Genomic DNA, 24871 nt, shown 5'->3' on the forward strand with positions numbered 1-24871 from the left:
GGCTCGTCCGCCGTCCGGGGCGGTCAGGGGCGGGGCGGCCGTTGATCGAGGAACTGCCGAATTTCCTCCGCCACCTCCTGCGCATCCACCAGCAGGAAACCGTGGGCCGCGCCGGGCTTCTCGATCATAGTGAGGTTGGCGATGCGATCGTGATGGCGCTGGGTCGGCTCCCACAGGTCGTCGCCCGGACACAACAGCAGCACCGGGTTGCGTAGCCGGTCGAGCGTGGCGAGGAAGTCGTACTCGTAGACCGCCTTGAAGCCCCATGGCAGTCTCGCGCCCGGGCGCAGGGCCTCGGCGAGCGAGGCGTGCTTCCAGTCCAGCCCGACGCGGCTGTCGTGCAGGGTTTCCATCACTCGCCACAGATCGCCGACATGGCTTGCATCGGCGCGCGGGGTGGGAAACCGGTCGAGTTGGGCAAGGTGTTCGCTGCGTTCGCGCGCGTCGAAGGCGGGCAGGCTGACCATCACCAGCTTGCGCACCAGCGTCGGCTGGCTCGTCGCCAGTTCGGCCGCGGTGATGCACCCGGTGTGATACCCCATCACGTCGACCGGCTCGGAACCAATGAAGCCGGCGTGCCGCATCGTACCGATGAACAGCGCGGCGAATCTCGCGAAGGCGGGGATGCCGATGGGGCGAGAGGGCGGATCGCTGCCGCCGTAGCCGGGCGTATCGGGTGCCAGCACCACGCGGTCCTGCGCCAGAAGGGGCATGATCGGTTCGTAATCCATGCCGGACTTCGGCGTCTGGTGCAGGCAGACCAGCGGCGGCTTGCGCGGGCGTTGCGGCGCGGCGATGCGGTAGTGCACCTGGCCGTGGGGGCCGTCGCAATAGGCGCGGCGGACCTTGGGCAGCGCGACGGCTTTCGGACGCTTCATCGTGACCGCCCGGCTGTGATCATCTTCGGATATGGCCCCCCGCCGTCTCGATCGAGCGCGGATGCTAGGCATGCGTGAGCCTGCGCGGCATCGCCGGGTTGGAGGATGTTCGACAGGTGAGCAGCGGGCACCCGGTCTTCGCGGAGCGCAAGTCCGGCGCGCCGCGCCGGCCCGTCGGGTCACCGCGCGATGCGCGAACGCGGCGGGAGCGGGCCGGCCGTGGCTCCGTTCGTGCGTGCGGGAGAGCGAACGTGTGTGGCGGGGGTCGGAACCGTGCCGGTCTTGTCCGCCACGCGAGGAGAGAGAGCTTGCCCTCGCGGATATTTGATATAGAAATAGAACAAAATGGTCCGTCCCGGATAGCGAAAGGCAAGGCGCAAGGCAGCTCGATGGAGATACTGGTAAGCGAAGTCGGACCCCGCGACGGGCTCCAGAACGTGAAGGCGACGATGCCGACCGAGGCGAAGAAGGCGTGGATCGACGCGCTCGTCGCCGCCGGCGTGAGCGAGATCGAGGTCGGCAGCTTCGTTCCCCCCAAGCTGATCCCGCAACTGGCCGATACCGCCGAGATCGTCGCGCATGCGCGCAGGCATCCCGGCGTCACCGTGGCGGCGCTGGTTCCCAATCGCCGCGGCGCTGAAGATGCGTTGGCCGCGGGCGCGCACAAGCTGACGCTGCCCTTGTCGGTCTCCGAGACGCACAGCCTCGCCAATCTGCGCAAGACGCACGACCAGGTGATCGAGGAGGTGAAGGCCGTCGCGGCGATGATTCGCGGACGGCCCGAAGACCGCAGGCCCCATTTCGAAGGCAGCCTTTCCACTGTGTTCGGTTGCACCCTGGAGGGCATGATTCCCGACGCGCAGATCCTCTCGCTCGCGTCGCGGCTGATGGAGGCGGGTTGCGACGAGGTCGGCCTGTCCGACACCACCGGCTACGCGACGCCGGGCGAGGTCAAGCGTCTCGTAAAGCTGGTCCGCGGCGAAGTGGGGGACGCGGCGGTGCAGGGCCTGCACCTGCACAACACGCGCGGGCTCGGCCTCGCCAACGTACTGGCCGGGATCGAGGTGGGCATTGCCACGTTCGACGCCTCGCAGGGCGGGCTCGGCGGATGCCCGTTCGCGCCCGGCGCCAGCGGCAACATCGTCACCGAGGACTTAGTGTTCATGTTGCAGTCGATGGGCTTTACCACCGGGATCTCGATCGAGGGGCTGCTCGAGGCGCGCAAGATCGTCGCGGCGGCGCTGCCGGACGAACCGCTCTACGGCTTCATTGCGGACGCGGGCCTGCCCAAGGGCTGGGCGGGCGAAGGCGTTCAGACCCGAAACCTGAAGGAAGACGCATGACACTCGGAACGAAAATGGTCAGCGACAATCGCACCGCCAGGCAGATCTTCGAAGACGTGATGGCCAATCCGGCCCGCGCGAAATTCGGGTTCGGCAAGACGCTCGCGATCGTCAACGTCGACTTCCAGAACGCCTATACCAATATCGAGGAGTTCAAGACCGCCTACGAAACCGATCCGCGTCAGATCGAATATGCCAACACCATCTCGGCGCTCGCGCGCAAGGCGGGGATGCCGGTGATCTGGACGCACGTCGCCTACATGGACAGCGCCGCCGACGCGGGCGTGTGGGGCACGCGCACCGACACGCCCGACAGCCTGCAGAACATCAAGGTCGGCAGCCGCCGCCATGAGTTCGACGCGCGCTGCGAGATCGATCGGGGCGCCGACGCGATCTACACCAAGCGCATGCCCAGCGCCTTTTTCGAAACACCGCTGCAAAGCCTGCTGGTCTGGCACCAGGTCGATACGGTCGTGGTCACCGGCGGTTCGACCTCGGGCTGCGTCCGGGCGACGGCGGTCGACTCCTTGAGCCGCGGCTACCGCACCATCGTCCCGATCGAGACCTGCGCCGACAAGCACGAGAGCTATCACTACGCCAACCTGACCGACCTGCAGCTCAAGTATGCCGACGTCGTGCCCGTGCAGGACGTCATCGACTGGTTCGGAGGCCGATAATGCGCGAAGGCGAACGCGATCCCGGTCTCTACGATTTCCGGCCCTGGCGTGACCGCCCGCCGCTGGAATGGCCCGGGGGCAAGAAGGTGGCGGTCTGGGTCTCTCCGAACATCGAGTTCTACGAGATCGACCCGCCCGCCAATCCGCATCGCAAGTCGTGGCCCAGGCCGCATCCGGACATCGTGCCCTACGGCCATCGCGACTACGGCAACCGCGTCGCCCACTGGCGTATGGCCGAGGTGATGTCGAAGCACGGCTTTCCCGGTTCGGTCAGCCTATCGGTGGCGATGTGCCAGCACATGCCGGAGATCGTCGCCGACGCGCAGGCGCGCGGCTGGGAGTTCTTCAGCCACGGCATCTACAACACCCGCTATTCCTACGGCATGGACGAGGCGCAGGAGCGCGCGATCATCGAGGATTCGATCAGAACCGTGCGCGAAGCCACCGGGCAGACGATCAAGGGCTGGCTGGCTCCCGCGCTGACGCACACGCCGCGCACGCTCGACCTGATCGCCGAATACGGCCTGACCTATACCTGCGACCTCTATCACGACGACCGGCCGAATCCGGTCCACGTCAAGTCGGGCAAGCTGATCTCGATGCCCTACAGCCTCGAGGTGAACGACCACTACGGCTTCTTCGTCTACAACATGAGCCCGCGCGAGTACGCCGAGACGCTAATCCGGCAATACGACCGGCTCGCGGACGAGGGCGGAACGGTGATGTGCATTCCCTTGCACGCCTATCTGATCGGACAGCCGCACCGCATCGGCCCCTTCGAGGAAGTGCTGCGCCATATCGCCGCCGACGGGCGCGCCTGGATCACGCGCAGCGGCGACATCGCCGACCATTTCCTCGCGAGCGGCGGCTACGAGACCGCCGAGGCCGACACCGCGCGCTATGCAGGAGCCAGGGCATGAGCCTCGATCCGCAATACCTGGAATATCCCATGCGCCGCAAAGGCATGGACCACGATCTCTACGAATGGTCGGCCATTCACGAGCGCGCTCCGCTGGCGCTGCCGGGCGGCGCGAAGATGGCCGTGGCGCTGCTGGTGTCGCTGGAATGGTTCCCGATCGTGCCGGGCGAGGCGCCGTTCAAGGCGCCCGGCCACATGCTGACGGCCTATCCCGATTTCCGCCACTACACCGCGCGCGAATACGGCACGCGTGTGGGCTTTTACCGCCTGCTCGACGCCTTCGGGAAGGCGGGCGCCAAGGCGACGATCGCGGTCAACGCGGCGATCGCGGAGCGCTATCCCACGATCATCGACGACATCGTCGCGGCCGGGCACGAGATCGTCGCGCATTCGACCGACATGGACGGCACGATCGACGGCTCTCTCGACGAGGCGGCCGAGCGCGCGCTGATCCGCAAGTCGCGCGACACGCTTGCCGCCGCGACGGGCTCGGCGCCCAAGGGCTGGATGTCGCTGGCCCGCTCGCAAAGCTGGAACACGCCGCGCCTGCTGGTCGAGGAGGGCTTCGCCTATGCGCTCGACTGGGTGAACGATGATCTGCCTTACCGGCAGACCACGCCCGCCGGAACGCTGGTCAACGTGCCCTACAACCACGAGCTGTCCGACCGGCAGATCATCGTCACGCAGCAGCATTCCGCCGATTCCTACGTCGAGCAGATGCAGGACGCCTACCGCTGGCTTGCCGGGGAGGCGGCCCCGCGCGTGCTGCCGCTGCACCTGACGCCCTATGTCATGGGCCTGCCGTTCCGCATGGGCGCGTTCGAGCGCCTGCTGGGCTGGCTTGCCGAGCAGCCGCAGAGTGCTTTCCTGACGGCGGGCGATCTTTGTGCCGCGCTGCCCGAGAAAGCCCCGGAATGAGAACGCGCCGCTTGTAGCGGCGGCGATTCGCGGTCCGGAATGGGCTGCATCGCCACGCAAGGGACGATGCAGCCCACGGGGAGGATCAGTCGATCGCGGCGGCCTGTTCGAGGCTCTCGAACATCGCCTGGCGCAGCAGATAGGCGCGGCGCTTCTCGTCGTCGTTGACCAGCGCCGCCATGGCGGCGCGGCGCTTCTTGTGCGCCTCGCCCTGGCCGGCGCGCATCGTTTCCATGTTCTCGATGGTCTGGCGTTGGGTGAAGTCGAAGGTGACCGTGCGACGCTGGCGATCGAACTTGTCTAGCAGGCCTGCGTCCGCTCCGTTCTTGATGATCTCGACCAGCTTGCCGCAGGCGTTGAAGGCATCATGGATGCCGCTGTTCATGCCGAATCCGCCCAGCGGATTGTTGAGGTGCGAGGCATCGCCCACCAGTAGCACGCGGCCCTGGTTGAACTTCTTCGCCACGCGCTGGTGGACGCGATAGATCGTGCGGTGCTGGGTCTCGACCTTGCTGCCGTCACCCATGATGCCGGTGAAGACCTGGTTCTTCTTCTCGTCCGAGAGCAGGAAGGCTTCGTCTTCCTCGTTGGCAGGCACCAGCACGCGCCACACCGAGGGCACGCGCAACAGGACCAGCCATTCCTCCGGGTCGGAAACATAGTTCACATAGGCGAGGCCGGGCATCCCCTCCTCGATCGGATACTTGGTCGAAAGCGTGAGGAAGCGCTCGGGATAAGTGAAGCCGTCGAATTCGATCTCGAGCCACTTGCGCACCACCGAATTGGCCCCGTCCGCCCCGATCAGATAGTTGGCGCGGACCTTTTCGATCCCGGTGGCGGTCTCGAGATAGACGTCGACGCCGTCGGCATCCTGCTCGAAATACACGATACGGTGGCCGAACAGCACTTCGGCCTTGCCCTCGTCCCTGACGCGGCTCGAAAGCATGCGGGCGAGGTGATACTGCTCGCACTGGATGCGGAAGGGGTAGCGCGTCACGTCCGAGATTTCGGAAAGATCGAAGCTCAGCACTTCGCTGCTCTTGCGGTCGCGCCAGTGATAGATCGGCGCCTTGAGACCCATTTCGATCAGCTTGTCCGTCACCCCCAGCTCATCGAGCATTTCGAGCGTCGGCGGATGGAAGGTCGACGCGCGCAGATCCTGCGCGCAGTCGAAGCCTGTCTCGCACAGGACGACGTCGACGCCGTGCTGCGCCAGATAGGCGGCGGCCACGCTGCCGACCGGACCTGCACCGGCCACGACGACCTGTGTCCTTCGGGTGGTTTTCATGAATTCCCCTAAGTTCAATGAAGACTGCGAAGACTGCGCGCCGGGCGTGTCAGAATTCGGCGAGAAGGCGGCCGAAGCCGGGCACCTTGTCGGTGACGCCGTTGGCGCGCAGCGCGTGCCAGTATGTGGCCGTGTTGATGGCGATCACGGGTTTTCCCAGCCAGAGTTCGGCGGCGGCGGCGAAGCGCGCGGTGCACAGGTTGGTGCCGACCTGGATCAGCGCTTCGACATCGTCGCCTTCGAGATAGTGGAAGGCCTCGCGAAGCGTGTCGTCGGGCACTTGCGCGATCTGGGTCCACGACCGGCAGCGCAGCGGCACGTCGCGCACGCTCTCGAAGCCATGGTCCGAAAGGTAGTTGCGCACCTGGTCGTTCGCGCTTGGCCAATAAGGGGAGACGAAGGCGACCTTGCTGATGTTGCCGTAGGCCCCCAGCGCGGCGGCGACCGCTTCGGCGCCGGTCGAGACGCCGACGCCCGCGATCGATTCGATGTTCTCGCGCCAGCGGCGACCGCCTTCCGCGCCGCCGTAGAAGGTGACCGCGCTCATCCCCATTACGAGGTAGTCCGGGCGGCAGGTCATGACACCGCGAACCGCGTCGGCGGTGCCGGCGTCGATTTCCTGAGTGCCGGCCATGAAAGTCTCGTCCGATACGGCCTGTGCGTCATCGACGATAATGCGGCTGTAGTGATTGGTGACACCATAGGGCCGCATGTCATCGAATTCGGGCTGGACGGTTGTGTTGGTCGAAGGGCCGAGTACGCCGAACAACTTGCGGAACCCCAGATTGTCTTTTCCTGGTGGCCCGCCGTTCGCAGGTTCCATTTTCGTGTCCCTCCACTTTAATTGCCCTTTGCCGTGGCCTACGCCTGCGCTCCGGGCTCGGCGAGCATGCTGGGACGCACTGTTCGACAGGCGAGAAGGCGGGTTCGATCGACCGGTGATCCGAGCTTCGGGAGGGTCCGTGATCGCGAGCGGCGATTGCCGATCGAGGCGTGTCCGCCCCCGACTTCGCGGACTACAGGATCCGACGAGACGAACTACCGGAGCGCTTTGTGCGGCCAGATGTCGCCGTGGACCGGACGATCAGCTTTCGGCTTGCAGCACCGACCACGCCCAGGCGCGCGCATGCCGATCCGCGCGCTCGTGCGCGACAATGCGATCGTTCAGTTCCAGCGTCATGCCGATCGGGTCGAGCCCATTGACGAGGATCGTCTTGTGCTCGCCGTCGATCTCGAAAGACCAGTTCCGGCCCTCCGCGCGGACCTTCTGCGCGGGCAGGTCAACGGTGATCTCAAGTCCCGGCCGCGCCAGTGGGGCGGGGTCCAGCACCACCGGCAAGAGGCCGTTGCGGATGCAGTTGCCGTGGAAGATCGGACTGAAGCTCTCGGCGATGACAACGCGAAAGCCGTATTCGGCGAGCGCCCAGACGGCATGCTCGCGGCTCGAGCCGCTGCCGAAATTGCGTCCGCCCAGCAGGATTTGCGCGCCTTGCGATTCGGGCTTGTTGAGCACGAATCCGGGATCGGGCGTGCGCGTCGCCGCATCGGTATAGCGCCAGTTCGCGAAGAGCCCGTCGCCCAGGCCCTTCTTGCCGACCGTGCGCATCTCGCGCGAAGGGATGATGATGTCGGTATCGATGTTGTCGCGGATCAGCGGCACCGCGGTCGATGTGACGATGGTGAGCGGCTCCATGGTCAGGCTTCCAGCTCGCGCGGATCGGTGATCCGGCCCGTCACCGCCGAAGCCGCCACTGTGGCGGGCGAGGCTATGTGGGTGCGGGTCTTCGGGCCCTGCCGGTTCTCGAAGTTGCGGTTGGTGGTGCTGATCACGCGCTCGCGCTCGCCGAAGCTCTCGCCGCCGGCGAAGAAGCACATCGAGCAGCCGGGCTCGCGCCATTCGAATCCGGCATCGAGGAACGTATGGTGCAGCCCTTCGGCCTCGGCCGCGGCCTTCACCTGTCCCGATCCCGGCACGCAGATCGCCTTGACGCCTTCGGCGACCTTGCGGCCCTTCAGCAAGGCGGCGGCGGCGCGCAAATCGGAAAGGCGGGCATTGGTGCACGAACCGATGAACGCGGCGTCGACCGGCAGTCCGGAGAGCGGATCGCCCGCGCGAAGGTCCATGTAATCGCGCGCGCGGCCATCGGCCTCGGGATTGGACGGGGCAAGGCTGCCCCGGTCCTCGTCGTCGGCGGGGACGTGGCCGTTTAGCGTCACCGATTGCTGCGGCGCGGTGCCCCAGCTCACCATGGGCGAGACATCGGCGGCGTCGAATTCATGCTCTAGGTCGAACGTGGCGTCCGGGTCGGTCGCGAGCGCCTCCCAGTCGGCGACGGCCTTGTCCCAGTCGGCGCCGGCGGGCGCATAGGGACGACCGTCCATCCAGGCGAGTGTCTTGGCGTCGGGCGCGATCACGGCGGTGAACGCGGCCAGTTCGGTGGCCATGTTGCACAAGGTCATGCGTTCTTCCATCGTCAGCGCGGCGATCGCCTCGCCCGCATATTCGATGACGTGCCCCTGCGCGCCGCCCGAACCGAGACGCGCGATGACGTGCAGCGCCAGATCCTTCGCGGTCACGCCTTCGGGCAGGCGGCCGTTGACCGTGATTCGCATCTGCTTCGGCCTGGCGACACGCAGCGTGTTGGTGGCCAGCGCATGCTCGGCCTCGCTCGAGCCGATACCCCAGGCGAGCGCTCCGAAGGCGCCTTGCGTGCACGTGTGGCTGTCGGGACAGACGAGCGTCACGCCCGGCAGCACGATGCCATTCTCGGGCGACATCACATGGACGATGCCCTGCCGCGCATTGCCGATGTCGAACAGCCGGGCCCCCGCGCGCCGGGCGGCGTCGCGGGTGGCGACGATGAAGTCGGTTCCGGTGGGCATGATCGTCTTGTCGGTGCGGCCCGGCAGCGTGTCGACGACATGATCCATGGTCACGAACACGCGGGAGGGATCTCGAACCTTGCGGCCCGCCTCCTCCAGCGCCATCAGCGCCACGCCGCCCGTGCGCTCGTGCAGCAGGATGCGGTCGATCTGGATGAGCGAGACGCTCCCCCCCAGATTGCAGATCTCGTGAATGTCCCAGAGCTTCGAAAAAAGCGTCGATGCCATGGTCTAGCGCACGTGTTCCGACAGCTCCGCGCGGATTTCGTCACCGTGTTCGTCGATTGCGGGAAGGTCGCGGTGAAGCCCGGGGCGACGGCCGTCGAATTCGATCGGCAGCGAGGGCAGCCGCACCTCGGTGCCGTCGGACAAGTGAAGCTCGACGATGCCGCCGGCCGCGTTCAGGTGCGGGTCGTCGACCAGTTCGTCGGGACGCGCGATCGGCGCGAAAGGCAGGCCGCAGGTCTCCAGCCGGGCGACCAGCTCGTCGCGCGAATGCTGCTTGAACAGCGCCTGGATGCGGGGAAGGATCTCGTCGCGGGCCTTCACGCGCTCGTTGTTCTCGGCCCATTTCTCGTTGGCCGCGAAGTCGGTGAGGCCGAAGGTCTCGCAGAAAGTCTGCCACTGGCCGTCGCTGACGACGCCGACGAAAAGCTGTTCGTCTGCCTTCGCCGTCTCGAACACGTCGTAGATCGCCCAGGCCGAAACACGCACCGGCATCGGGCGCGCGGCCTGGCCGGTCACAGCCTTCTGCGCGATGTGCTGGCCGACGAGGAAGGCGGTGGTCTCATAGAGGCTGCAGCGGACCTGGCTTCCCTTGCCGGTGCGGTGGCGCTGCTCGAGCGCGGCCAGGATGCCGATCACGCCGAACATGCCGCCGGTGATGTCGACCACCGAGGAGCCCGCGCGCAGCGGACGTCCGGGAGGGCCGGTCATGTAGGCGAGACCGCCCATCATCTGCGTCACTTCATCGAGCGCGGTGCGGTCTTCGTAGGGGCCGGTCAGGAAGCCCTTGGCCGAACAGTAGATCAGGCCGGGATTGCGCCGCGCCATGTCCTCGTAGCCCAGGCCCAGCCGCGCCAGCGTGCCCGGGCGGAAGTTCTCGATCACCACGTCGGCCCCCGAGCAGAGCTCCTGCGCCGAGGCGAGATCGCGCGCGTCCTTGAGATCGAGGCAGATGCTGCGCTTGTTGCGGTTGAACATCGGGAAATACCCCGATCCAGACCCGAGCAGGTCGCGGGTACGATCGCCCTGCGGCGGTTCGACCTTGATCACATCGGCCCCGAGGTCGCCGAGAATCACGCCGATCGAGGGGCCCATGACCATATGCGTGAATTCGATCACCCGGATTCCGGCAAGCGGCGCAGGGTCTTCTGCGTTGGGTGTGATGTCGTCGACCAAGGGGAATCCTTTTCACTGGCAAGTACGGGCGGCGGCACAATTGATATAAAAATAGTACAATTAAACCCCGTCCGCAAGTCATCCCGTTCGGGCGCGCGAAAGCTATCCCGGTGTGCTCGCATGATCGCTGGATGAGGATAAACCGCTGAACTTTGAGCCGGTTCGCGCATGCCATGGCCCATCGAGCCGGGGCGGCGGGGCGCAAGGATGTTCGCAGAGCGGAAAATGCGGGCCTGGCATTTTGCACTGCGGCAAAGGCTGCGATGATCAGGCAGGAAGCGGCGGATCGCTCATCTGACAGGAATCGTATGACAGCAAAGACAGCCCGGGTTCCGTTGGGAACGCTGACGGGATACGGGATCGGCCAGCTCGGCGCGCAGATCTTCCGCGATACGCCGGCGGTGCTCCTGCCGATCTTCATGACGACCATCCTCGGCGTGCCGGCATGGCTCGCGGGAATCGCGATCCTGATCCCGAAGCTCTGGGTGATCCTGTGCGATCCGCTGGTCGGCGTCTGGTCCGACCGGTTGAAGCCCACGCGCGGCCGTACGCCGTTCCTGTTCTGGGGCGCGCTTCTCACCGGCCTGGGCTTTGCCGCGCTGTTCGTGGTGACCGACTACGGCAGTCCGTGGCTGGCCGCGGGCGCGGTCTGCCTGCTGTTCCTGCTCGCCTCGACCGGCTTCAGCGTCTACTCGGTTCCCTATCTCGCGGTCGCCTCCGAGCTTTCGGCGGACAGTCACGAGCGCACCCGCATCCTCGCCTATCGCATGGTCGCGACGATCGGCGGCGTGATCCTCGGCGTCGGCGTCGCCCAGCCGCTGGTCTTCGCGCTTGGCGGCGGGCCGCACGGCTGGCACGTCATGGCGTTTTCCTTCGCGCTGGTGTGCCTGCTCTCGATGGCGTTGCCCGCCTTCGCGCTACGCCGGGTGCCCCTGCTCGAAGGTGACGCGGCGCCCGCCAAGCTGCTGCACCAGATGAAACCCGTGCTCGCCAACAAGCCTTACCTGGTGCTGCTCGCGACCAGTTTCGTGCAGGGCATCGGCCAGGCATCGGGCTATACGGTCATCGGCTTCTTCTATCTCTATGCGCTCGGCGAAGTGGATCTGATCCCCAAGTTCGTGCTGGTGATGGCGACCGGCAGCATGGTGAGCCAGCCGCTGTTTCTCTGGCTATCGCGCAATTTCGGCAAAGTGCCCGTCTACTGGGTCGCTTCGATCCTTTGGACGCTGATCACGATCTCGTGGTTCTACGTCTACGCCGGCTCGCCGGTGCTGTTCGAGCTGCCGCTGCTGGGCCGTCTGACCGAGCAGGGAGCGCTGGTGCTGGTCCGCGCCTTCCTGATCGGGATCACCAACACGGGCTTCCTGCTGCTGTCGCTCTCGATGCTGACCGATACCGTCGAATACCAGCGGCGGCGCTTCGGCGTCGCCAACGAGGGCGTCTTTTCGGGGATCTGGTCGGCGGCCGAGAAGCTCGCTTTCGCGATGGGGCCGCTCGTCGCCGGATTCGTGATGAGCTTCTACGGTTTCCAGTCCTCGAACACCGGCGCGGTCGCGCAGTCCGCCGGCGCGATCACCGGGATCAAGCTGCTTTATTCCTATATCCCGGCCGGGACGCAGGTGCTCAGCCTGATCGTGTTCTCACGCTACCGGCTCGATCCGAGCCTGATCGGCGAGGGGGCGCGAATGGAGCCGGCGCCAGCGGTCGAAGCCTCGGAGGCCGGCTTGCACTCCTGAGGCGGGCCGCTGAGGTGGGCCGCGCCCGCGGCGAGCAGGCTCAGATCCCCAGCGCGCCGGGGTTGAGCAGATTGTTCGGATCGAGTTCGGCCTTGATCGCCCGAAGCAGGCCGAGCGCGCCCGGATCGCGGCCCCGCGTATAGGGATAGAGCTTGCCGACCTGGAAGTGAGCGGCGCCGTGCGCGTGCATCAGGTCGATGATGTGGGTGCGCATTTCCTCGACCAGCGCGGCGCCTTGCGGGTTCGCGGGATAGCGCGGCAGACCGGCGAGATAGTCCTTGTCCATCATCCGCTCGTGATACTCATCGAGCGTGTCGGTCCAGTAGAGCGCGGGCTCGTAGAGGAAGATGCCCGCGCCGATCGAGGAGAACATCGCGCCGATGGTGACGCTCTTGCGCTCCATCTCCGCCCGCTTCGCCTCGACGTAGCCGATGAAGGCCGCATGGAAGGCCTCGACCCGCGAGTGCGGGATCAGGCCGTGGAGCGGAACCCAGCGCTCGCCCGCCGGTCCGAGCATGTTGTGCAGCGGCTGGAACGGGATCGCGGCGACGACGGTCGGCACCGAGTTGGCGATCTCGCGCCCGAGGTCGAGGGCTACCTTGCGGATCGCATCGATCTTCGCGCGTGCCTCGACCTGGGTGTGGCCGTCGGCGATGAAGTGCGCTGCATAGGGCGCGGAGGCCAGCACGCGCTTGCCCGCCGCCGCCATGCGCACGAGGCTGCGCAGCCCGGCCACGGCATTGGGCGAGGAGCGCCAGACGCCCTTGGCGACGGCCATCATCGTGCCCGTGTCCTGCTTGGCGATCTGGCCCTGCGAGAGCGCGAGGTCGAGGCCGAACGACTTCTCCTCGATCTTCATCGCGGCGACGCTTGACATGCAGCGGTGCAGCGCGGCGAAGCCGGGGAAGGCGAACGAGGCGGTCTCGCGCGCGGGCTTGCGCTCGAGCAGCTTGAGCGTGATCGCGGTCTTGATCCCGAGCGCGCCCGAATCGCCGAGGAACAGCCCGGCAAGGTCCGGGCCAAAGTTGCGGAAGCGGCCGCCCTCGCTCGCGTCCCCGGTGGTGCCGGTGCGCACGATCCTTCCGTCGGGCGTCAGGATGTCGAGCGCGACCACGCTTTCCGCCGAAATCCCGTTGGCGTTGCTGCCGTGACCGTTCGCATTCTGGCTCAACGTGCCGCCCACGCTGGCCGCAAGGCCGCTGAAAGTGCCGACGAAGGGGACTTTCAGGCCATGCGGTTCGAGCTCGCGGTGGAGCTGCTCCCAGGTCACGCCGGGTTCGACCGTGGCGGTCATGTCCTTGCGGTCGATCCTGAGGATGCGGTTCATGCCCGAACTGTCGATGACGATGCTCTGCGCGCTCTTGGGCACATGCGCGTCGGTGTAGGACACGCCGCCGCCGCGAACGTGGATGGCCAGCCCGGCGGATGCGGCGGCGGTGACGATCCTCGTCAGCTCATCGGTCGAGGTGGGACGAAAGACCGCGCCCGGCGTCGCGAAACTGCGGTAGACGTCGCTTGCGTAGAAGCGCGCGTCTTGTTCGGGCAGGCGCGAGGGCAGGTCGGCGAGCGCGGCGGGCAGGGGGGCTGCGGCGGCCAAGGTCAGGCTCCCTTGCGTGCGATCAGCACTTCCCAGCCGCCGCCGGGCGCATATTCGCCCGCCTTGAACTCGCGGTCGGCGACGGCGCTGGCCGCGTCCTTGTCATAGCCCTTGGCGGACTCGTCGGCATAGGCCTGGATCACCATCGGGGCAGTGTCGAAGCGCACCGTATCGGCCTCGAAGCCGGCCTTCTTCGCGAGCGAGACCTGATCGATCTCGCGCATCGCGCCCCAGAACGGCTCGTTGTTGTAGTAGGTTTCGTTGTCGAGGATGAACTGGGTCAGCGGGTCCATCAGGTCGAATGGCGGCAGGTCGCAGTGGACCATCCACCCGCCCGGACGCAGCAGCCGGAAGCACTCCTCGAAGATCTTCGGCATCGCCTTGCCCGAGGTCTCGTGAAGCATGATGTGGCTGACGACCAGATCGAACGAACCGTCCTCGAAATCGGTGTGCTCGGCATTCATCTGCGCGAAGTTGACCTTCGATCCCAGCTCCGCGGCGCGGGCGTGGGCATAACGGACCAGCGGCGCGCCGACATCGATGCCCCAGATCTCGGCATCGGGGTAGGCTTCCTCGTAAGGCAACGTCGAATGGCCGACGGAGCAACCCATGTCGAGGATTCGGGCGGGCTCGAAGCCGGGCAGGTGCTTCAGCAGATAATTGCAGACCGAGCGGCCCTTGCCGTCGTTGAACGGCCCGCCGTAACCCATCGCGTAAAGATAGACCCCGCGCTCGTATAGCGCTCCTGCCGCGAACTGCGCGGGGTCCGCCGCGGAGGCATAGCCTCCAGGCATGCAGTGGATGTCGAGCGCGGTGACATAGCGCGGGACATCGAAGTTTTCGGGGATGCGCAGTTCGCCGCCCTGCCCGGCGCGCGCCTCGACCTCGGCCGAGAGCCGGTTCCAGTCGTGTTCGATCGCATCGATCACCGAGAGCCAGAGCAGTTCCTGCGCGGTTCGATTGAGACCGGCGTAGGACTGGAAATAGGGCTCGCGGCGCATCGCCTTGCGAACGTCGTGCCGCGTCGCGAGTTCGTCGCCCTTGGCCCGGGCCTTGGCGGAGACGCCCGAGAACAGCGGTGTCAGGCCGGGGAGGACTTCGCGCTGGATATATCCGCGCAGGCCCTTGGCGAAGTTCTGGCGCGCCCGCTCGTCGTGGGTGGCGCGCGGGAGCAGCGCATGTTCGCCCTGCTGGAAGGTGTTAAGCATCGCCGGCGGCCATCCTGGCCTCGTGCGTCGTCGTATTGAGGAAACCCGCGACCACGTCGGCCCAGGCCTCGGGTTGCTGATCGACGATGTCGACGCCGCCGCCCTCCAGCGAAACGAAAGCGAAATCGGGGCGAATCTCGCGCGCGCGCCGGGCGTGCGAGGTGATCATGTCGCCCGAGTTGGTGAGGATCATGGTCGGCTGTGTGATCAGCGGCAGGCGCACGTCCTGATCGTACATATAGGCCGCGTGGTGGCCCCACCAGAACCGACCGCGCCCGCAAAGCGCCTGCACCACGTAGTCGCTCAGCCGGGCCGGCGGGATGCTGCCGCTCGCCAGTCCGTCGCGGATCTTGAACAGCTCGACCATGTGCCCGGCTTCGGGTTTGGCCTCGAAGTTCATTTCCCAGTTGTGGAGACCTTCGAGGAATTTCCGGCGATCCTCGGCGGTCACCAGCAGCGGGCCGTTGAGGATCAGGGCGTCGATGCGCTCGGGAAAGGCGATCGCCGCCTCGTTCGCGGCCAGCGCGCCCGTGTGGTGGCCGAGCAGCGCGGCGCGTTCGATCTCCAGCGCATCGAGCACGGCGGGCACGACCTGGGCGTAGTCGCCCACCGTCGGGGTGTCCGGCGTCGGGTCGGAGCCGCCGAAGCCGGGCATGTCGATGCCGATCGCCATGAACCCGCGCTGCGCCAGCGGCGCATAGACATTGTCGAACTGGCCCGAGGTCATCGGCGCCTGATGCATCAGCGCGAGCGGGCGGCCGCTGCCCATGACCTGGAAATGGACCTGGCCGAAGGGACCTTCGGCATAGCCGCGGCGCGGCCAGCGCCGCTGTTCGTCTTGGGTCATCAGATGTCTCCGGTGGCGACCTTGTCGAGCGTTTCGACAAAGGCTTCGTCGCTATACTTGTTCTCGAGTTCCGAGCGGCGCTGGCGCTGCAGGTAGAAGAGCCGGTCGTAGAACGACTGCAGCGCCTGCTCGCGCGCCCGCAGCACGTCATCGTCGGCCTCGAAGCTCTCGATCTCGGTGGCGAGATCGATCCCGCGCGCCGCCATGACGCGCTCCGCCGTGTCGAAGCGCTCGCGCAGCACCGCCATTTCCTGCGCGAGGACGACGACCATCGACATGACCTCGTCGACCCCCTCGGTCGGATGGAAGGCGGGGCGCTTGCCTCGCACGGTTCGGGGAAGATGGGGCGTATCCGTCATCGGGCCGGCTCCGTTTCCAGCGCTTCGAGCGCGTCGAGCACCGCGTCGAGCGGCGCCACGTCGGCGTACTTGTAGGCCATGTCGAACAGGTTCACGGCATGGGCGACCGGGCTGCGGTCGTACACGCATTCCTCGGGGATCGTGACCCGGAAGTTGTAGGCGAAACCATCGACCACGCTGCCGCGCACGCAGCCGCTGGTGGTGCAGCCGGTGACGACGAGGCTGTCGCAGCCCAGGTCGATGAGATAGCTGGCGAGCGGCGTGCCGAAGAATGCGCTCGGGTGCTTCTTGGGCAGCAGGATGTCGCCCTCGCGCGGGGCCACGTCCTCGACGAAGCGATAGCCTTCGGCCGAGATGGTCATCAGTTCCGGGACTTTGGCGGCGAGCCGTCCCTGGTCGAACGCCTCCTTGGGCGCGACGTGCGGGTAGAGCACCGGCAGAGCCTTCGCGCGAAACAGTGCGAGCAGTGGCGCGATGTGGCGGACGGCATTCCAGCCCGCGTCGCCGCAGCTCGTCTTGAACTCCTCGATCGCTTCCCAGAACGGCGCTTCGCGCGTGCCGATGGTGCGGTACTGGACGTCGATGATCAGCAGCGCGGGGCGCTTGCCGAGCCCGCCGGGACGACCGAAGCCGGCGGCTTGGTAGCGGCGCTCTTCCTCCTCGCTGACGATGCCGGTCCAGGGGCGTGTCATACCGTGCCGCCGTCTTCGTAGACCTTGCGCAGCGCATCCCATTCGTGCGTGCGGACCACGCGTTGGCGCTCGGCGAAGCCGGCGAGGCGATCGCCCACCTTTTCGAGCGAACCATCGGCATGCAGCGCGCCGAGTACGTGCTGCATGCCCGCGACCGCCGCCTGCAGCGCGGCATTGGCATAGAGCACGAGGCTGTAGCCCATCGCCTCGAACTCGCTTGCGGGGAAGGGCGGCGTCTTGCCGCCGTGCACCACGTTGACGAGATGCGGCAGCGGATTGCGGGTCGGCGCGTCGCGCAGCTCCTGCTCGCTGGTGAGCGCCTCGACGAAGAGGATGTCGGCACCCGCCTCGGCATAGCGCGCGGCGCGCTCGATCGCGGCTTCGTAGCCTTCGGTCGCCTTGGCGTCGGTTCGCGCCACGATCAGCGTGTTCTCGTCGCGCCGCGCGTCGGTGGCGGCCTTGATCTTGCCAGTCATTTCTTCGGCGGGGGCGACTTCCTTGCCTTCGAAATGGCCGCAGCGCTTGGGAAACACCTGGTCCTCGATCTGGATCGCCGCCGCGCCCGCCGCCTCGAGCCGGCGTACCGCGTGGTAGCAGCTCACCGAGTTGCCGTAGCCGGTGTCGGCATCGACCACGAGCGGCAGATCGGTGGTCCCCGCGATCCGCTCGACCGCCTGCGCCATGTCGGACAAGTTGAGAATACCGATGTCGGGGAGTCCAAGCTCGAAATTGGCGACTCCCGCGCCGGTGACGTAGAGCGCCTCGAAGCCGAGATCGGCAGCCACGCGCGCGCTCAGCGGGTTGGCCACTCCCGGCAGGAGCACGGTTTTGCCCGATGCGAGCCTGTCCTTGAAACGCCGCCTGTTCATGCCCCTCATGACTAGCTCTCGGCGCCGCCGATACGAGGCGCGAGCGCCTGGCTATCCGGCTGGCGACCACTGGCACCCGCCGGGGCTGCACGGCCGCGGGCGCGCTATCATAAGCGCGCGATGGCCCAGACGGGAAAAACCAGGGTCGAGGTGCTCACCGGCTTCCTCGGGAGCGGAAAGACCACGCTGCTCAGCGGTTTGCTGAGCCAGGGCGGTTTCGCCGACACGGCGGTCGTCGTGAACGAGATCGGCGAGATCGGCCTCGATCACCTGCTCGTTGAACGCCGCACCGAACAGGTCGCGCTGCTCGAAGGCGGGTGCCTGTGCTGCGAGGTCGTCGATTCGCTGCCCGAGACGCTGCTCGAACTGTGCCGGGGCCGCGCCGGAGGCGATCTGCCGCCTTTCTCGCGGATCGTCATCGAGACGACCGGGCTTGCCGATCCCGGCCCCATCCTCTCGGTGCTGCGCGGCAGTTCCCTGCTGGCGCATTTTCTCGAACCCGGCCTCGTCGTTGCCGCGCTCGACATGACCGACGCGGAAGCGGTGACCGCGCGCCATCCCGAGGCGCTGCACCAGCTTCTGCTCGCCGACCGCGTGGTTCTTACCAAGCTCGACTTGCGTGGACCGCTCACCACCGGGGAGGAAGGCTGGCTCGAGGGACTCAATCCGATTGCCGAGGTGGTGAGCGCACAGGACGTTGCCGCCGATCCCGCCATTCTGCTGGCGGCGCCGCCTGCACGACATGGCGCGGCAGCGAAGCCGGGGCGCGAGCATGCGGCGCGCGGCCACCACACCCACGGCGTTCAGGCACATGACCTCGAAGTTCGCGGCGACGTCACCCGCGCGGGTCTCGCCGCCTTCGCGGCCGCGATCGGCCATGTGCTCGGTGACCGGCTGCTGCGCTGCAAGGGGGTGGTCGAATGCGGCGGCGATCCCGTGCTGGTGCAGGGCGTGCGCAAACGCTTCGATTTCGCCGCCGCGGATGCCCGGCAGGCGAGCGTCGCGGGCCATCTGACTTGCATCGTCCAGGACTGCGAGCGCGAGGAAATCGAGCCTCTGCTGGACTGGCTTTCCGTTCCCGAAGGCACAATGCCGCCTGGCGCAGAGGACGTATCATGAGCGAATTCGATCTCGTCATCGCCAATGCCACGATCGTCGATCCGCGCGAGGGGATCGCGAAGGGCGACATCGCGCTGAAGGACGGGCGGATCGCCGCGCGTCTTGCGCCGGGCATGAACGTCGCCGCACGCGAAACGATCGACGCGAGCGGGCTGCATCTCTTCCCCGGTCTGATCGACACGCACGTGCATTTCGGCTTCGGAGAGCCGGTCAGCGAATACAGCACCGAAACGGTCTACGCCGCGCAGGGCGGTTTCACCTCGATCATCGGCTATTTTCTCTCCAGCCGATCGTACAAGGACATCTTCGACGCCGAATACGCGCACGCCGCGGCGCGCTCGCATGTCGATTTCGGCTTCCACTTCTCGGTCGCGAACGAGGCCCACATCGACGAGATGGAAAGCTACATCCGCGATTACGGTGTAACCTCGTTCAAGTATTTCATGAACTTCAAGGGCGAGGAGGGGCGTTACCTCGGTCTCGACGGCACCGACGACGGTTATTTTCACGCCCTGCTCGAACGCGCCGCCGCGCTCGGCGAAGTGACGATCGTGGTGCACACCGAGAACATCGAACTGGTGCACCGATTCCGGCGCCAGGCGGTTGCTTCGGGCGGCGCGACGCTCAAGGACTGGAACCTCTCGAAGCCCGCGATCACCGAGGCGGAAAGCACCATCCGCGCGCTCTATTTCGCCGAGAAGCTGGGCGCGCGCATCTACATCCCGCACATCTCGACGCGCATGGCGCTCGATGAGGTGCGCTTCTGGCGCGCGCGCTACGACAAGGTGACGGTCGAGACCTGCCCGCACTACCTCACGCACGACTGGGACGTCGACCTCGGCGGCATCGGCAAGGCCAATCCGCCGTTCCGCAGCCCCGACGACGTCGCGGCGATGTGGGAAGGGCTGGCCGACGGCGCGATCGACGTCGTCGCCTCCGACCACGTGCCGCGCAAGCGCGCGACCAAGGAAAAGCCGGTGTGGTCGGCTTCGCAGGGCTTTCCGGGAACCGCGACGATCCTGCCGGTGCTGCTCGACCGGGGCTATCACAGGGGGCGGCTCTCGCTCGAACGGATCGCGCGGTTGCTGACGAGCCGGCCCGCCGAGATCTTCGGTCTGCACGGCAAGGGCGGCCTCGTGCCCGGCAACGACGCCGACATCACGCTGGTCGACCTGGAACACGCGCGCGAGGTCAATCCCGCGCAGCTCGGCTCCTACTCCGACTACAGCCTCTACGAGGGCTGGACCCTGAAGGGCTGGCCGGTCCGCACGATCCTGCGCGGAGAGACGATCATGCTCGAGGGAACCGTCACCGGCGCGGGCGGATACGGACGCTACCTGCCGCGCGCGTCGACGGCTCCGAAGGCGCCCGTCCTCGCTTGAGACAAGGCCGCGTCACATCCGCTTCGTCGCGTAGCGAGCATTCTGTCCGCCCGCTGAACAATCGCCGCGCCGCCTTTGCTAACGCCCGTGTGAAGAGCTTGTTTGTGCGCGGTCAAAATCTGGAGACGACTTGATGTCATATCGGCTGGGCGTGGACGTCGGCGGGACGTTCACCGACCTTCTACTCTTCGATCAGGAAAGCGGATCGTTCTGGCGAACCAAGACGCCCTCGACGCCGCATGACAGTTCCGAAGGGATCATGAACGGGCTTGCCGGCATCTGCAGCGACGCGGGTATCGAGCCGTCGGACATCGACTATTTCCTCCATGGAACCACGGTGGCCACCAACGCCATGCTCGAGGGCAAGGGCGCGCGCGTCGGGCTGGTGGTCAGCGAGGGCTACCGCCAGGTCATGCAGATCGCGCGCTCGTTCGTGCCGGGTGGGCTGGCGGGCTGGATCGTGTGGCCCAAGCCCGAACCGCTCGCCGCGCTGGAGGATACCTTCGAGATCGCCGGCCGCATGGATGCGCAGGGCAACGAGGTTCGCCCGGTCGAGGATGACGACATCCGCGCCGCGCTCGAAAAGCTCAAGGCGCGCGGCGTCGAGGCGCTGACCGTCAGCCTGATGAACGGCTACCTGAACGGCGCGCACGAAAAGCGCGTGGGCGAGCTAGCTGCCGAGATCCTGCCGGGCGTGCCGGTTTCACTCAGCCACGAGGTCCTGCCCGAGATGCAGGAATACGAGCGTACCTTGACCACCGTCGCCAATGCCGCGGTGCGCCCCGTCGTGGGCAGCTACGTGCGCAACCTGAGGAGCAAGCTGCGCGATTCCGGCATGGCCGGCTCGCTCTCGCTGCTGCGCTCGGACGGGGGGCTCATGTCCTCGGAGAAGTCCGAGGAGCATCCGGTCGCGCTGCTCATGTCGGGGCCGGCGGGCGGCGTTACCGGCGCGCTGTGGGTGGCGAAGAACGCGGGGCTCGAGAACATCCTCACGCTCGACGTCGGCGGCACTTCGACCGACGTCGCGCTGATCGAGGCGCTCGAGGCGCGCCGCGTGCGCACGACCGACGTGGGCCACTTGTCTGTGCGCGCCTCCGCGCTCGACGTGAAGACGGTCGGCGCGGGTGGCGGCTCGATCGCCTATGTGCCCGAACTGACCGGTGCGCTGCGCGTCGGTCCGCAGTCTGCGGGGGCGGTGCCGGGCCCGGTGGCCTACGGCAAGGGCGGCACCGAACCGACCGTGACCGACGCCAACGTCGTGCTCGGCTACCTGCCGGAATCGCTGCTTGGCGGCACCTTCACGCTCGACCGCGAGGGCTCGAAGAAGGCGGTGCAGACGATCGCCGACAAGCTCGGCATCGGCCTGATGGAAGCCGCGCGCGGCATCATCGACATCGTCAACGAGAACATGTTCGGCGCGCTGCGCATGATCTCGGTGCAGCAGGGCTACGATCCGCGCCACTTCGCGCTGATGGGCTTCGGTGGCGCCGGACCGCTCCATGTCAACGCGGTCGCGCGGCTGATGGGCTCGTGGCCCGCGGTCTCGCCGGTCTCGCCGGGCGTGCTGTGCGCGCTGGGCGATGCGACGACACGCATGCGCACCGAACTCGCGCGCTCGTTCTCGCGCCGGTTCGACGAGACCGACGAGGATGACGTGCTGGCCCAGCTCGAGGAAATGGCCGCGCAGACCAGCGCCGAACTGGCCGCGGAAGGCATCGCCGAAGAGGACGTCACCGTCACTTTCGAACTCGACGTGCGCTATGAAGGGCAGGCGTTCGAAGTGCCGCTCGCGATCGATCCCGAAACGCTGCGCAAGGACGGCCTCGCGGGCGTCACCAAGCGATTCGACGTCGAGCACGAGCGGCTGTTCACCTTCAACATGGAAAGCCCGCACGAACTGGTGAACCTGCGCGCGGTGGCGCTTGGCCCGGTGCTCGATCTGGAGGCGCCGGCGCTGCCCGAGGGCAACGGCGACCCGAGCGACGCCAAGCTGCGCGACCACGAACTGTGGGCAGACGGCAAGATGCAGCCCGCGGTCATCTACGACCGCGCCAAGCTGAAGGCGGGCGACGTGATCCCCGGACCGGCAATCGTCATCGAGATGGATTCGACCACGCTGATCGAGGCGGACTGCACCGGCACCGTCGACCGCGTCGGCAACATCCTCATCAACCTGGCCTGAAAGGACGCAGACCCATGCCCGCCCGGATTATCCAGGACAACGACAAGCCCTTCGCCACGGTCGACATCGACCCCGTCACCCTCGAGGTGATCGAGAACGCGCTGCGCAACGCCCGCATCGAGATGGACGCGACGCTGGTGCGCACCGCCATGTCGCCCGGCATTCGCGAACAGGGCGACGCCTTCCCGCTGATCGCCGACCACAAGGGCCGGATGATCGTCGGTCAGTTCGGTTCCTATATCGGTCCCTTCCTCGAAGGGTTCGAGGGCACCGTCGAGGACGGCGACCTGATCTTCCTGTCCGACCCGTACTCGGTCGGCGGCGCGATCAGCCACTGCAACGACTGGCTGGTGCTGATGCCGGTCTACAAGGACGGCCGCCTGCTGGCCTATACCTCGATGTTCGGCCACCAGTCCGACATCGGGGGCAAGGTGCCCGGCTCGATGCCGATCGACGCGACCACGATCTTCCAGGAAGGCGTTCGCATCCCGCCAGTCAAGCTGTGGAAGCAGGGGCAGTTCAACGAAGACCTGATGAAGCTGGTCATGCACCAGGTTCGCACGCCGGACTGGTGCAAGGCCGATCTCAACGCACTGATCGCGTCGTGCCGGGTCGCCGCGCGGCGCGTCGTCGAACTGGCCGAGCGCTTCGGCGACGACGTCTACACTTCGGCCACCGACTTGCTGCTCGACCGCAACTACAAGGCGATGCAGACGCTGATCGAGACTTCGGTTTCCGAAGAGAAGGTCAGCTTCGAGGACTTCATCTGCGACGATGGCATGGGTTACGGCCCGTACAAGATCAAGTGCACGATGTGGCGCGAGAACGGAAAGGTCGTGCTCGACTTCGACGGGACCGACCCGCAGAGTCAGGCCTCGATCAACTTCTTTCTCAACGAAAACATGATGAAGATGTTCTTCGGCATCTACATGATCATGGTCTTCGATCCGCAGATCCTGTTCAACGACGGCTATTATCCGCTGATCGAGGTCCGGATTCCCAAGGGCTCGCTGCTCAAGCCGAATTTCCCCGCCGCGCTCTCGGGTCGCACCCACGCGCTGGGCCGCCTGTTCGACATTCTGGGAGGATTGCTGGGGCAGAAGACCCCGGAATTCCTGAATGCGGCAGGCTTTTCGTCCTCGCCGCACCTGTTCTACGCGGGCACCGACAAGAACGGAAAGTGGTTCCAGCTCTTCCAGATCGGCTTCGGCGGTATCCCAGGCCGTCCGCTAGGCGACGGGCCCGACGGTCACTCGCTGTGGCCGGGCTTCACCAACGTGCCGAACGAGTTTCTCGAGCGCTACTTCCCGCTGCGGATCGAGCGCTATGAGACGGTGCCCGACTCCGGCGGCGCGGGCCTGCACCGCGGCGGCAACGGCATCGACATGGTCTACCGCTTCCTTGAGCCCGGGGTCATCGCCATCCACGACGACCGCTGGTTCGTCCCGCCCTGGGGCGTCAACGGCGGCGAGCCGGGCAAGCGGGCGCGCAAGGTGCTGGTCAAGTCCGACGGCACCGAGATCGTGCTTGGCAACAAGCTCGAGGACTACGCGGTCGAGGCCGGCGACCAGCTCCACTTCATCACCTGGGGCGGCGGCGGCTGGGGCGACCCGCTCGACCGCGACCCCGCGCTGGTGGTCAAGGAGATCGGCCAGGGCCTCGTCACCGTCGAGGGCGCGAAGTCCTATGGCGTCGTCGTCGCGAAAGACGGCTCGCTCGACGAGGCCGCCACCACGGCGCTGCGCGACAAGATCCGCGCCGAACGGCCCGCCAGCGACAGCCCGTTCAACTTCGGTCCCGACATCGAGACCCTGCGCGCCAACTGCCTCGCCGAAACCGGCCTGCCCGCGCCCAAGCAGCCGCAGTGGCACGTGCCGATGGTCGAGGCCGCCGAGTGAGCGGCGAGCCGGACCTCGGCGACGATTATGTCCGGGGCGGCTTCGGCGGCGCGCTGCAGCCGGGCAAGAGACCCGCGCTGCTGCACGTCGACGTGGTCATGGCCTACCTTACGCCGGACTGCCCGCTCTACTCGCCGCGGTTCGAGGTCGCGCTTGCATCGTGCGAGCGGCTGACCGCGGCGGCGCGCAAGGTGGACATGCCGGTGATCTTCACCAATGTCGTCTACCGCGCGGGCGGGGTGGACGGCGGGCTGTTCTACAAGAAGGTGCCCGCGCTCGAATCCTTTCTCGAAGGATCGCCGCTCGGGGCCTTCCCGCCCTCGCTCCAGCCCGAGCCGGGCGACGTGATCGTGACCAAGCAGTATGCATCGGCGTTCTTCGGAACCTCGCTCGCCTCGACGCTCGTGGCGATGGGGATCGATACGCTGCTGATCACCGGCTTCTCGACCTCGGGCTGCGTGCGCGCTTCCACGCTCGATGCCTTGCAGCACGGCTTCGTGCCGCTGGTCGTGCGCGACGCTTGCGGCGACCGCGACGCACGCCCGCACGAATCCAACCTGTTCGACCTGTCGAAGAAGTATGCCGAGGTTCTCAGCGAGGAGCAGGCGATCGGCCTCATCGGCTGATCCCGCCCCGCCCCGGGCCGACCAAAGGGGGCATCGGCCCGGGTTCTCG

22 protein-coding genes are annotated in these 24871 nt (G+C 66.8%); 10 read left to right on the forward strand and 12 right to left on the reverse strand.

Translation table 11 applies throughout. The features are described from left to right. Positions 1-23 precede the first annotated feature (23 nt). A complete protein-coding gene (locus B2G71_RS17520) occupies positions 24-878 on the reverse strand; it encodes an alpha/beta hydrolase (protein WP_168176403.1) in 855 nt (284 codons plus the stop codon). Between the two features lie 389 nt (positions 879-1267). Between B2G71_RS17520 and B2G71_RS17525 the strand changes: the two genes are divergently transcribed. Genes B2G71_RS17525 through B2G71_RS17540 form a run of 4 tightly spaced genes read left to right on the forward strand, consistent with a single transcriptional unit; the run spans position 1268 to position 4735 of the window. Further along, positions 1268-2221 carry a hydroxymethylglutaryl-CoA lyase gene (locus B2G71_RS17525; RefSeq protein ID WP_098108009.1) on the forward strand — a complete coding sequence of 318 codons (954 nt, stop codon included), beginning with the start codon at positions 1268-1270 and terminating at the stop codon, positions 2219-2221. Then, the gene (locus B2G71_RS17530; RefSeq protein ID WP_206049441.1) at positions 2218-2898 is read left to right on the forward strand and encodes an isochorismatase family protein; all 681 of its coding nucleotides are present in this window, start codon (positions 2218-2220) and stop codon (positions 2896-2898) included. Before B2G71_RS17525 ends, B2G71_RS17530 begins: the two co-directional genes overlap by 4 nt. Continuing rightward, positions 2898-3818, forward strand: a complete 921-nt coding sequence (locus tag B2G71_RS17535; RefSeq protein WP_098108011.1) for a polysaccharide deacetylase family protein — start codon at positions 2898-2900, stop codon at positions 3816-3818. Before B2G71_RS17530 ends, B2G71_RS17535 begins: the two co-directional genes overlap by 1 nt. After that, positions 3815-4735, forward strand: a complete 921-nt coding sequence (locus B2G71_RS17540; RefSeq protein ID WP_098108012.1) for a polysaccharide deacetylase family protein — start codon at positions 3815-3817, stop codon at positions 4733-4735. Before B2G71_RS17535 ends, B2G71_RS17540 begins: the two co-directional genes overlap by 4 nt. An 85-nt stretch (positions 4736-4820) precedes the next feature. Here the strand turns inward: B2G71_RS17540 and B2G71_RS17545 are convergent, their stop codons facing one another. The 5 genes from B2G71_RS17545 to B2G71_RS17565 form a co-directional block, all read right to left on the reverse strand. After that, on the reverse strand, positions 4821-6023 hold the full coding sequence (locus B2G71_RS17545) for an NAD(P)/FAD-dependent oxidoreductase (RefSeq protein WP_098108013.1): 1203 nt from the start codon (positions 6021-6023) through the stop codon (positions 4821-4823). 49 nt (positions 6024-6072) lie between these two features. Further along, entirely contained in the window at positions 6073-6846 is a 774-nt protein-coding gene (locus B2G71_RS17550) for an arylmalonate decarboxylase (RefSeq protein ID WP_098108014.1), read from the reverse strand. A 261-nt stretch (positions 6847-7107) separates the two neighbouring features. Next, positions 7108-7716 (reverse strand): 3-isopropylmalate dehydratase small subunit, encoded by a 609-nt coding sequence (gene leuD / locus B2G71_RS17555; protein WP_098108015.1) that lies wholly within the window; start codon positions 7714-7716, stop codon positions 7108-7110. A gap of 2 nt (positions 7717-7718) precedes the next feature. Then, entirely contained in the window at positions 7719-9134 is a 1416-nt protein-coding gene (locus B2G71_RS17560) for a 3-isopropylmalate dehydratase large subunit (protein ID WP_098108016.1), read from the reverse strand. A 3-nt stretch (positions 9135-9137) separates the two neighbouring features. Beyond that, positions 9138-10307 carry a CaiB/BaiF CoA-transferase family protein gene (locus tag B2G71_RS17565; RefSeq protein ID WP_276306929.1) on the reverse strand — a complete coding sequence of 390 codons (1170 nt, stop codon included), beginning with the start codon at positions 10305-10307 and terminating at the stop codon, positions 9138-9140. A gap of 308 nt (positions 10308-10615) precedes the next feature. Here B2G71_RS17565 and B2G71_RS17570 point away from each other — a divergent pair, with 308 nt between their 5' ends. Further along, the gene (locus B2G71_RS17570) at positions 10616-12043 is read left to right on the forward strand and encodes an MFS transporter (RefSeq protein WP_168176404.1); all 1428 of its coding nucleotides are present in this window, start codon (positions 10616-10618) and stop codon (positions 12041-12043) included. A gap of 40 nt (positions 12044-12083) precedes the next feature. On the opposite strand, the gene B2G71_RS17575 is transcribed toward B2G71_RS17570, so the two are convergent. The 6 genes from B2G71_RS17575 to B2G71_RS17600 are packed head-to-tail and all read right to left on the reverse strand — an operon-like array spanning position 12084 to position 17615. After that, entirely contained in the window at positions 12084-13640 is a 1557-nt protein-coding gene (locus B2G71_RS17575; protein ID WP_141521601.1) for an FAD-binding oxidoreductase, read from the reverse strand. A 2-nt stretch (positions 13641-13642) separates the two neighbouring features. Beyond that, positions 13643-14848, reverse strand: coding sequence for a class I SAM-dependent methyltransferase (locus tag B2G71_RS17580; protein ID WP_098108019.1), 1206 nt, complete (start codon positions 14846-14848; stop codon positions 13643-13645). Next, complete coding sequence (locus B2G71_RS17585) at positions 14841-15695, reverse strand: alpha/beta hydrolase (protein WP_098108020.1); 855 nt, start codon at positions 15693-15695, stop codon at positions 14841-14843. The genes B2G71_RS17580 and B2G71_RS17585 overlap by 8 nt, the downstream gene beginning before the upstream one ends. Further along, a complete protein-coding gene (locus B2G71_RS17590; RefSeq protein WP_098108021.1) occupies positions 15695-16054 on the reverse strand; it encodes a hypothetical protein in 360 nt (119 codons plus the stop codon). The genes B2G71_RS17585 and B2G71_RS17590 overlap by 1 nt, the downstream gene beginning before the upstream one ends. After that, on the reverse strand, positions 16051-16746 hold the full coding sequence (locus B2G71_RS17595) for an isochorismatase family protein (protein ID WP_098108022.1): 696 nt from the start codon (positions 16744-16746) through the stop codon (positions 16051-16053). The genes B2G71_RS17590 and B2G71_RS17595 overlap by 4 nt, the downstream gene beginning before the upstream one ends. After that, positions 16743-17615, reverse strand: coding sequence for an isocitrate lyase/phosphoenolpyruvate mutase family protein (locus B2G71_RS17600; protein ID WP_098108023.1), 873 nt, complete (start codon positions 17613-17615; stop codon positions 16743-16745). Before B2G71_RS17600 ends, B2G71_RS17595 begins: the two co-directional genes overlap by 4 nt. 120 nt (positions 17616-17735) lie before the next feature. Between B2G71_RS17600 and B2G71_RS17605 the strand changes: the two genes are divergently transcribed. The 5 genes from B2G71_RS17605 (at position 17736) to B2G71_RS17625 (ending at position 24822) form a co-directional block, all read left to right on the forward strand. Continuing rightward, positions 17736-18734: a GTP-binding protein gene (locus tag B2G71_RS17605; RefSeq protein ID WP_098108024.1), complete on the forward strand. Its 999-nt coding sequence runs from the start codon at positions 17736-17738 to the stop codon at positions 18732-18734. Next, complete coding sequence (locus tag B2G71_RS17610) at positions 18731-20116, forward strand: dihydroorotase family protein (RefSeq protein ID WP_098108055.1); 1386 nt, start codon at positions 18731-18733, stop codon at positions 20114-20116. Before B2G71_RS17605 ends, B2G71_RS17610 begins: the two co-directional genes overlap by 4 nt. A gap of 133 nt (positions 20117-20249) precedes the next feature. Continuing rightward, positions 20250-22298, forward strand: coding sequence for a hydantoinase/oxoprolinase family protein (locus tag B2G71_RS17615; RefSeq protein ID WP_098108025.1), 2049 nt, complete (start codon positions 20250-20252; stop codon positions 22296-22298). A gap of 14 nt (positions 22299-22312) precedes the next feature. Continuing rightward, on the forward strand, positions 22313-24196 hold the full coding sequence (locus tag B2G71_RS17620) for a hydantoinase B/oxoprolinase family protein (RefSeq protein WP_098108026.1): 1884 nt from the start codon (positions 22313-22315) through the stop codon (positions 24194-24196). Further along, complete coding sequence (locus B2G71_RS17625) at positions 24193-24822, forward strand: isochorismatase family protein (RefSeq protein WP_098108027.1); 630 nt, start codon at positions 24193-24195, stop codon at positions 24820-24822. The genes B2G71_RS17620 and B2G71_RS17625 overlap by 4 nt, the downstream gene beginning before the upstream one ends. Positions 24823-24871: the final 49 nt, after the last annotated feature.

The sequence above is a fragment of the Novosphingobium sp. PC22D genome (assembly GCF_002556635.1).
GTDB lineage: Bacteria > Pseudomonadota > Alphaproteobacteria > Sphingomonadales > Sphingomonadaceae > Novosphingobium.